Here is an 8,283-nt window from a genome sequence, read left to right on the forward strand (position 1 = left end):
ACCGGCCCCTCGCCGCGCACCGGCGCCGGGCCGGGCGGCGCGATGCCCGCCTCGGCCAGCTTGCGGCGCCCGGTCTCGGTGATCCAGTCGGTCGTCCACGGCGGTGACAGCCGGGTCCGGACCTCCACCTCGGCGAACCCGGCCGCGCGCAGGCTCGTCGCGAGATCGGCGCGGATCGTCCCCATCGCCGGGCATCCGCTGTAGGTGGGCGTGACGGTGACGACCACCCTTCCGTCCTCGCCCTCCTCCACGGCGCGCAGGATGCCCAGGTCGGCCAGCGTCAGCATGGGCAGCTCCGGGTCGGCCACCCTCTCGGCCACCACCCGGGCCGTCTCCCGCCGATCCGCCTCCTGCCGAGCCGCTTCCCGCCGATCCGCCGTCACCATGTCGCACCCGGCAGCGCGCGTGGCACGGTCTGCATCTCGGCCAGCACGTCGTCGAGCTCGGCCGTGTGCTCGCCGTGCCGCCCGCGGGCGTTCCCTCCCCCGGCCCGCCCGCCGAGCCCGGGTACGGCTCGCGGCCGGGCGAGGCCCGCGGCCCCCAGCACCTGGTCCAGGACGGCGTCGAACTCGGCACGCAGCTCCGACGGGTCCACCGCCACCCCGGCCGCGGCGAGCCGCAACTCCACCTCGTGCGGGGTGAACAGCTCGGTCACCAGCGGCCAGACGGCCTCCAGTCCTTCCCGCATCCGTTCGCGCGAGTACGGCGTGCCGTCGCCGAGCCGCACCACCCACCCCGCGGCGTAGTCGCGGTGGTAGGTGACCTCCTTGACGCCCTTGGCGGCCACCGCCGACAGCACGGGATCGCGTGAGCCGGCCAGCCGGTCGAGCAGCGCGAGCCGCCACACGGCGAAGACGAGCAGCCGGGCCATCGACCTGGCGAAGTCGCCGTTCGCCTCCTCGGCGAGCCGGACGTTGCGGAACTCGGGCGCGTCGCGCAGGAAGGCCAGGGAATCCTCGTCACGGCCGCTCCCGTCGGACTGTCCGGCCCGGGCGAGCAGCAGCCTCGCCTGCCCGAGGAGGTCGAGGGCGATGTTGGCCAGCGCGACCTCCTCCTCCAGCTCGGGCGCGCGGGTGCACCACTGCTGCAGCCGGTGCGACATGATCAGCGCGTCGTCGCCGAGCATCAGGCAGTACGTGGCGAGGTCGGAGCCGTCCACGCCGTCCGGCACGCCGGTGTCGACGCCCGCCAGCGGGTCGGTGAAGCCGGTGCCGAAGGCCCAGCGCGCGTCGCCCTCGCCGCTGAGTGCTTCGTAGGGGTTGTCGGACATCTCGGCCTCACATGTGGGGGACGTCGTCGGGGATCTCGTAGAAGGTGGGGTGGCGGTAGACCTTGTCACCGCTGGGCGCGAAGAACGGGTCCTTCTCGTCCGGGCTGGAGGCGGTGATGTGGTAGGAGCGCACCACCCAGATGCTCACGCCCTCGTTGCGCCGGGTGTAGAGGTCGCGGGCGTGGCGCAGCGCCGTCTCGTCGTCGGCGGCCCGCAGCGAGCCCACGTGCACGTGGTTGAGCCCTCGCTTGCCGCGCACGAAGACTTCGTACAACGGCCACGACGCGCGAACCCCGTCGCCCTCGCCGCCGCTCACGCGACCGTTCATGTCACCGTTCACGCCGCTACTCATGTCACTGCTCATGTCACTGCTCATGCCACCGCTCCTCTCGCCCGCTCCGCCTGCTTGGCCGCGTGGGCGGCCGCCGCCTCGCGGACCCAGGCGCCGTCCTCGTGCGCGGCGCGGCGGACCGCGATCCGCTCGGCGTTGCACGGCCCGTCGCCGCTGATCACCCGCTTGAGCTCGTCCCAGTCGGGCCGCCCGAAGTCGTGGTGGCCGCGCTCGTCGTTCCAGCGCAGGTCGGGGTCGGGCAGCCGGACACCGAGCGCCTCGGCCTGCGGGACGGTCATGTCCACGAACCGCTGGCGCAGCTCGTCGTTGCTGTGCCGCTTGATCTTCCAGGCCATGGACCTGGCGCTGTTGGGCGAGGCGTCGTCGGGCGGGCCGAACATCATCAGCGACGGCCACCACCAGCGGTCGACCGCGTCCTGCACCATGGCCCGCTGTGCCGTGGTGCCGCGCGTCATCGTCATCAGCAGCTCGTAGCCCTGCCGCTGGTGGAAGGACTCCTCCTTGCAGATGCGGATCATCGCCCGCGCGTAGGGGCCGTACGAGCTGCGGCAGAGCGGCACCTGGTTGCAGATGGCCGCGCCGTCCACCAGCCAGCCGATCACGCCCACGTCGGCGAAGGTCGGCGTCGGGTAGTTGAAGATCGAGGAGTACTTCTGCCTGCCGTCGATGAGCATGTCGGTCAGCTCGTCGCGGTCGGCTCCCAGGGTCTCCGCCGCCGAGTACAGGTACAGGCCGTGCCCGGCCTCGTCCTGCACCTTCGCCAGCAGGATGGCCTTGCGCCGCAGGGAAGGCGCCCGGGTGATCCACTCGCCTTCCGGCTGCATCCCGATGATCTCCGAGTGCGCGTGCTGGGAGATCTGGCGGATCAGCGTCTTGCGGTAGCCGCCGGGCATCCAGTCCCGCGGCTCGATCCGCTGCTCCCGGGCTATGGTCCGGTCGAAGTGCTCCTCGAACTCCCTGGTCTCTTCAGCCGCCGTCACTGCCACCACCATTTCCCTACCGACCATTCGTTCAGTAATAGTGTGCGGCGAGAGCGCCCGTCCCGCAAGTCCGGACGGGCGCCCGCCGCTCGCCCGCTAGCCCTCGCGCTTGGCGACGAGGGTCAGCACGTCGTACTTGGCCACCGAGGAGCCGTCCTGCTTCGTCACGTCGGCGTCCCACCGGACCTCGCCGTACGCGGCGTCCTCGCGCGGGTCGATCTGCTTGGCGGTGAGCGTGACGGTCAGCTCGTCGCCGGGGTAGACCGGAGTGAGGAAGCGGAGGTTCTCCAGGCCGTAGTTGGCCAGGACGGGGCCCGGATCGGGGTCCACGAACAGGCCGGCCGCCAGCGACACGATCAGGTAGCCGTGGGCCACCCGGCCGTCGAAGAAGGGGTTGGCCTTGGCGGCGTCCTCGTCCATGTGGGCGTAGAAGGTGTCGCCGGTGAACTCGGCGAAGTGCTCGACGTCGGCCAGGCTGACCGGGCGTGGCCCGCCGACCACCGTGTCGCCCGGCCGGAGGTCCTCCAGGTGCTTGCGGAACGGGTGGACCTCGCCGACCGACCTGCCCGCCCCCGGGTGCCACCGGCCGGTCACGCTGGTCAGCATGTCCGGGCTGCCCTGGACGGCGGTGCGCTGCATGTGGTGGAGCACGCCTCTGATGCCGCCCATCTCCTCGCCACCGCCCGCGCGGCCGGGACCGCCGTGGACGAGCGCCGGCAGCGGCGAGCCGTGCCCGGTCGACTCCTTCGCGGCCTCGGAGTCGAGCACGAGCAGCCGTCCGTGCCAGGGGGCGACGCCGAGGACGACCTCCCGCGCGAAGTCCGGGTCGCCGGTCACGATCGAGCCGACGAGACTGCCCTGGCCGCGTGCGGCCAGCTCGACCACCTCGCCGGCCGAGGTGTACGGCAGCAGCGTGCTGACCGGGCCGAACGCCTCGACCTCGTGCGGCTCGGGCAGGGCGGCGTCGTCCACGCGCAGCAGCACGGGCGAGATGAACGCCCCGCGCTCCGGATCGGCGTCGACCACGTCCACCCGCTCGGCGTCGCCGTACACCGCCTGACCCGCCTGGAGGAGCGCCTTCAGCGAGCGCCGTACCTCCTCGCGCTGCCCGAGGCTGGCCAGCGCGCCCATGCGCACGTCCGGGTTGGCCGGGTTGCCCACTCTCACCCTGGCCAGCCGGGCGGCGGCCGCCTCGGCGACGTCGCCGAGGAGCCCCGCGGGGACGAACGCGCGGCGGATCGCGGTGCACTTCTGCCCGGCCTTGACCGTCATCTCGGTCACCAGCTGCTTGACGAACAGGTCGAACTCGGCGCTGCCCGGCGTGGCGTCGAGGCCGAGGATCGAGCAGTTGAGCGAGTCGGCCTCGGCGTTGAAGCGCACGGAGCGGGCCGTGACCGCCGGATGGGTGCGCAGCCTCTGGGCCGTGGCCGCCGAGCCGGTGAAGGACACCAGGTCCTGCTCGGTCAGGTGGTCGAGCAGGTCTCCGGCGCTCCCGCACACCAACTGCAGGGACCCCTCCGGCAGGATGCCCGACTCGACGATCAGCTCGACGAGCCGCGCGGTCAGGTAGGCCGTCTGGCTGGCGGGCTTGATCAGCGAGGGCACGCCGGCCACGAACGCCGGGGCGAACTTCTCCAGCGGCCCCCACACGGGGAAGTTGAACGCGTTGATCTGGACCGCGACACCGCGCATCGGGGTGTACAGGTGCCGCCCGGCGAAGGAGCCGCCCCTGCTGAGCGGTTCCATGGCGCCGTCGAGGTGGACGGTGTCGTTGGGCAGCTCGCGCCTGCCCTTGCTGGAGTAGGAGAACAGCACGCCGATGCCGCCGTCGACGTCGAATTTCGAGTCGCCCAGCGTGGCGCCGGTGCGGGCGGACAGCGCGTACAGCTCCTCGCGGTGCTCCCGCAGGTGGGAGGCGAGGGACTTGAGCAGGGCCGCGCGCTGGTGGAAGGTCAGCTCGCGAAGCGCCGGCCCGCCGGTGCGGCGGCCGTACGCGAGCGCGGCGCCGAAGTCGACGCCGGCGGAGGAGACCCGGGCGACCTCCTCCCCCGTGACCGCGTCGAGCAGCGGCGCGCCCTCGTCCTGCGGAACGTGCCACGAACCGGCCACATAACTACGCAGCGGTGCCATCGACCGACCTCCTCGCCATTGATTTACCTACCGTCCGTTCGTTCAGAATACGCTCTCCTGCGTACGTCATTCCCACGTGTAGAAGCCCTGTCCGCTCTTGCGGCCCAGCTCTCCGCGGGCGACCTTGTCACGCAGGAGGCGCGGTGGGGCGAAGCGCTCGCCGAGGGTGCGGTGCAGGTGCTCGGCGATCGCCAGCCGCACGTCGAGGCCGACGAGGTCGGTGGAGCGCAGCGGCCCCATCGGGTGCCGGTAGCCGAGCTCCATGGCCCGGTCGATCGACTCCGCGTCGGCGACCCCCTCCTCCAGCATGCGGATCGCCTCCAGCCCGAGCAGCACGCCGAGCCTGCTGGTGGCGAACCCCGGCCAGTCCTTCACGACCACGGGGCTCTTGGCCAGCAGCTCCACCCATCGCAGCGCGGCCTCCCGCGTCGCCGCCGAGGTCCGCGCGCCGACCACGATCTCGACGAGCTGGGAGGCGGGGACGGGATTGAAGAAGTGCATCCCGATGAAGCGGGACGGCTCGCGGAGGGCGTTCGCGAGCTCGCCGATCGACAGGGAACTGGTGTTGCTCGCCAGCACGGCGCCCTCCCCGACCGCCTTCTCGGCGTCGGCGAGGACCCGTGCCTTGAGCTCGGGCAGCTCGGGCACGGCCTCCACGACGAGGTCGGCGTCCGGGGGCAGCTCGCCGACGCCGGTGACGAACCGGACGCGCTCCAGCACCTCGCCCGGAGCGCCGGTGAGCCTCCCGCGCTCGGCCGCCTTGCGCAGGCCGTCGGCGACCCGCTCGCGGGCGCGCCCGACCGCCTCGGGGTCGTTCTCGGTGACCGTCACCAGGCAACCGGCCGCGGCGAACACCTGCGCGATGCCCGCGCCCATCCGCCCGCCGCCGATCACTCCGACCGTGGTGCGCTCCGCGTTCACGAGGACCGCCTTCTCTCCAGGAACGCCGTCATGCGCTCGTGCTTGTCCTGGCTCTCCAGGAGTACGGCCTGCGCCAGGTCGTCCGCCACCGGGTGCGCGCCCGGGGCGTCCAGCACCAGCTTGGTCAGCCGGAGCGCCCCCGGCGAGGACTTCGCCATCCGGTCGAGCAGCGCGTGGGCGCGGGCGGAGAGCTCCTCGGCCGCCACCACCTCGCCGACCAGCCCGAACCGCTCGGCCTCGGCGGCGGTGAGCCACCTGCCGCCGAGCAGCACCTGCTTGGCCACCGACCTGCCCACCAGCTCGGCCAGCCGCCAGCAGGCGCCGGCGGCGGCGATGATGCCGAGTCCCGGCTCCGGGTTGCCGAAGACGGCCTCGGGGGTGGCCAGCCGGAGGTCGCAGGCGTAGGCGAGCTCCGCGCCGCCGCCGAGGGCGTAGCCGTCCACCGCGGCCAGGGTCGGCAGCGGCAGCCGGGCGATGCGGTCGAACAGCCTGCTGTTGATGCCCTGCAGCGCCTCCTCCCGCCCGCGCTGGAGCAGCTCGCCGATGTCGGCTCCGGCGGCGAAGACCCCCTCCGAGCCGGTGAGGAGCAGCAGGCGGGGGCGCCGTTCCAGCGCCTCGCAGACCTCGTGCAGCTCCCGGACCATGGCCAGGTCGAGGGCGTTGCGCGCCCGGGGGCGGTTGAGCGTCACCACCACCCGGTCCGGCCGCTCGTCCACCAGCAGCGTCTCGAACTCCGTCATCCCTGTGCTCCTCCCGTCACCCGTGCTCCTCCCGTCAGCCGCGCCGGCGCGCGGGTGGCGGCGAGGCGCCGGGCACGACCCCCTATTATCAACCGTCCATTCGGTCGGTTTTCAAGGCGCGCGAGGCTGCTGGGATACTCGTTACCGTGCCATCCACCCGAACCACACCCGCGCGGCGCGGCCGCCCCGGCTACGACCTCGAATCCCTGCTGTCCGTCGCGGTCAAGGTGTTCAACGAGCGCGGCTACGAGGCCACCAGCATGGAGGACCTCTCGCGCAGGCTGGGCATCACCAAGTCCGCGATCTACCACCACGTGGCCGGCAAGGACGAGCTCCTGCGCATCGCCGTCGACCGGGCCCTGGACGGGCTGTTCGAGGCCGCCGGCGAGACGTCGGCCATGGGCGGCAGGGCGATCGACCGTCTCGAGGTCCTCATCCGGCGCAGCGTGCACGTGCTGGTCGAGCGGCTGCCGTTCGTCACGCTGCTGCTGCGCGTACGCGGCAACACCAAGGTGGAGCGGGCGGCCCTCGCACGCCGCCGCGAGTTCGACCGGATCGTCACCGACCTGGTCCAGCAGGCCGAGGCGGAGGGCGACATCCGGCCCGACGTGGACCCCGCGGTGACGAGCAGGCTGCTGTTCGGCCTGGTCAACTCCCTGACCGAGTGGTACCGGCCACGCGGCGGCCTGGGCGCCGAGGCCCTGGCCGACGCCGTCTGCAAGATCGCCTTCGACGGGCTCCGGCAGGCCGGCGCCACCCCCACCTCGCCTGCCTGACGCCGCGTTCACAGGTCGCCCAGGGCGTTGAGGGGGTTCTCGACGCAGTCGGCCACGTACCTGAGGAACCCTCCGGCGTCCTCGCCGTCGCAGACCCGGTGGTCGAAGGCCAGGGTCAGCTCGGCCACCTTGCGGACCGCGAGCGTGCCGTCCACCACCCACGGCCGGTCGATGATCCGGCCGATGCCGAGGATCGCGACCTCGGGATAGTTGATGATGGCCGCGGAGCCGTCGACGCCGTAGCGGCCGTAGTTGTTCAGCGTGAACGTGCCCCCGGCCAGCTCGCCCGGGGTGAGAACCCCTTCGCGCGCCGCCGTGGCGAGCCGGCCCACCTCGGCCGTGAGGGCCCGGGCGCTCATCGCGTGGGCCCCGTGCGCCACCGGCACGACCAGGCCGCGCGGCGTCTGGGCGGCGAACCCCAGGTTGACGTCCTCGTTCAGCACGATCTCGTCGCGCTCGGCGTCCACCCGGGCGTTGAGCAGGGGATGGCGGCGCAGGCCCAGCACGCAGTAGCGGGCGAGCAGGCCGAGCAGCGAGACGCCGTCGATCGCGGCCTTGACCTCCAGCAGCGCGGTCGCGTCCACGTCCACCCAGACGGTCGCCTCGGGGATCTCCCGGCGGGAGCGCGCCATCCGGTCGGCGACGACCCGGCGCAGCCCGCGCAACGGTATCCGGCCGCCTCCGGGCCTCCCCAGCGCCGCGCCCGTGCGGGTCGCGTCAGCGTGGGTCGCGTCTCTGCGGGTCGCGTCTGTGTGGGTCGCGTCTGTGTGGGTCGCGTCCGTGTGGGTCGGGTCCGCTTGGGGGGCGTCCCAGGCGCGGATGGCGGCCTCGACGTCCTTGCGCGTGACGAGGCCCTGCGGTCCCGAGCCGGGCAGGGCGGCGAGGTCGATCCCGTGGTCCCGGGCCAGCCGCCGGACCACCGGCGAGATGACCGGCCGCACGGCCCCCGGCCCGGCGGTCGCGGGCGCCTCGGAAGGACTGAGGGCTCTCGGAGGCGCGGGTGCGCGGGATTCGGGCGCGGGGGTGCCGGGGGCGGTGGACCCCTCGGAGGTACGGGAGGCGGAGGCACGGGGGGCGGGAGTACGGGGGGCGGGAGTAGAGGACGCGGGAGTAC

The 8,283-nt window shown here is 73.1% G+C and carries 9 protein-coding genes; 1 reads left to right on the forward strand and 8 read right to left on the reverse strand.

Annotation, left to right across the window (positions count from 1 at the left end):
- From paaD to DQW85_RS31825, 7 genes are all read right to left on the reverse strand, one after another.
- On the reverse strand, positions 1–386 hold a 386-nt coding region (gene paaD, locus DQW85_RS31795), incomplete at its 3' end, for a 1,2-phenylacetyl-CoA epoxidase subunit PaaD (RefSeq protein ID WP_113703489.1).
- Positions 380–1,270: a 1,2-phenylacetyl-CoA epoxidase subunit PaaC gene (paaC, locus tag DQW85_RS31800; protein ID WP_113703484.1), complete on the reverse strand. Its 891-nt coding sequence runs from the start codon at positions 1,268–1,270 to the stop codon at positions 380–382. The genes paaC and paaD, both read right to left, overlap by 7 nt.
- A 7-nt stretch (positions 1,271–1,277) precedes the next feature.
- Positions 1,278–1,598 (reverse strand): 1,2-phenylacetyl-CoA epoxidase subunit PaaB, encoded by a 321-nt coding sequence (gene paaB, locus DQW85_RS31805; protein WP_113703490.1) that lies wholly within the window; start codon positions 1,596–1,598, stop codon positions 1,278–1,280.
- A 44-nt stretch (positions 1,599–1,642) separates the two neighbouring features.
- Positions 1,643–2,614: a 1,2-phenylacetyl-CoA epoxidase subunit PaaA gene (paaA, locus tag DQW85_RS31810; protein WP_113703485.1), complete on the reverse strand. Its 972-nt coding sequence runs from the start codon at positions 2,612–2,614 to the stop codon at positions 1,643–1,645.
- A gap of 84 nt (positions 2,615–2,698) precedes the next feature.
- Entirely contained in the window at positions 2,699–4,732 is a 2,034-nt protein-coding gene (gene paaZ, locus DQW85_RS31815; RefSeq protein WP_113703486.1) for a phenylacetic acid degradation bifunctional protein PaaZ, read from the reverse strand.
- 66 nt (positions 4,733–4,798) lie between these two features.
- Positions 4,799–5,653 (reverse strand): 3-hydroxyacyl-CoA dehydrogenase family protein, encoded by an 855-nt coding sequence (locus DQW85_RS31820; protein WP_275888276.1) that lies wholly within the window; start codon positions 5,651–5,653, stop codon positions 4,799–4,801.
- Complete coding sequence (locus DQW85_RS31825; RefSeq protein ID WP_113703487.1) at positions 5,650–6,393, reverse strand: enoyl-CoA hydratase/isomerase family protein; 744 nt, start codon at positions 6,391–6,393, stop codon at positions 5,650–5,652. Before DQW85_RS31825 ends, DQW85_RS31820 begins: the two co-directional genes overlap by 4 nt.
- A 146-nt stretch (positions 6,394–6,539) precedes the next feature.
- Here DQW85_RS31825 and DQW85_RS31830 point away from each other — a divergent pair, with 146 nt between their 5' ends.
- The gene (locus DQW85_RS31830; RefSeq protein ID WP_113703488.1) at positions 6,540–7,169 is read left to right on the forward strand and encodes a TetR/AcrR family transcriptional regulator; all 630 of its coding nucleotides are present in this window, start codon (positions 6,540–6,542) and stop codon (positions 7,167–7,169) included.
- An 8-nt stretch (positions 7,170–7,177) separates the two neighbouring features.
- Here DQW85_RS31830 and DQW85_RS31835 read toward each other — a convergent pair.
- Positions 7,178–8,283: dihydrolipoamide acetyltransferase family protein (locus DQW85_RS31835; RefSeq protein ID WP_162795538.1), on the reverse strand; the 1,106-nt coding region annotated here is incomplete at its 5' end.

Origin of the sequence: Nonomuraea lactucae (assembly GCF_003313395.1) — a bacterium.
In the GTDB taxonomy this organism is placed as follows: domain Bacteria; phylum Actinomycetota; class Actinomycetes; order Streptosporangiales; family Streptosporangiaceae; genus Nonomuraea; species Nonomuraea lactucae.

What these genes read in the sequence shown, in the direction of transcription:
- paaA (WP_113703485.1), bottom strand. Translation starts at nt 2,614, where the DNA reads ATGGTGGTGGCAGTGACGGCGGCTGAAGAGACCAGGGAGTTCGAGGAG.
- paaC (WP_113703484.1), bottom strand. Translation starts at nt 1,270, where the DNA reads ATGTCCGACAACCCCTACGAAGCACTCAGCGGCGAGGGCGACGCGCGC.
- paaZ (WP_113703486.1), bottom strand. Translation starts at nt 4,732, where the DNA reads ATGGCACCGCTGCGTAGTTATGTGGCCGGTTCGTGGCACGTTCCGCAG.
- DQW85_RS31825 (WP_113703487.1), bottom strand. Translation starts at nt 6,393, where the DNA reads ATGACGGAGTTCGAGACGCTGCTGGTGGACGAGCGGCCGGACCGGGTG.
- paaB (WP_113703490.1), bottom strand. Translation starts at nt 1,598, where the DNA reads ATGAACGGTCGCGTGAGCGGCGGCGAGGGCGACGGGGTTCGCGCGTCG.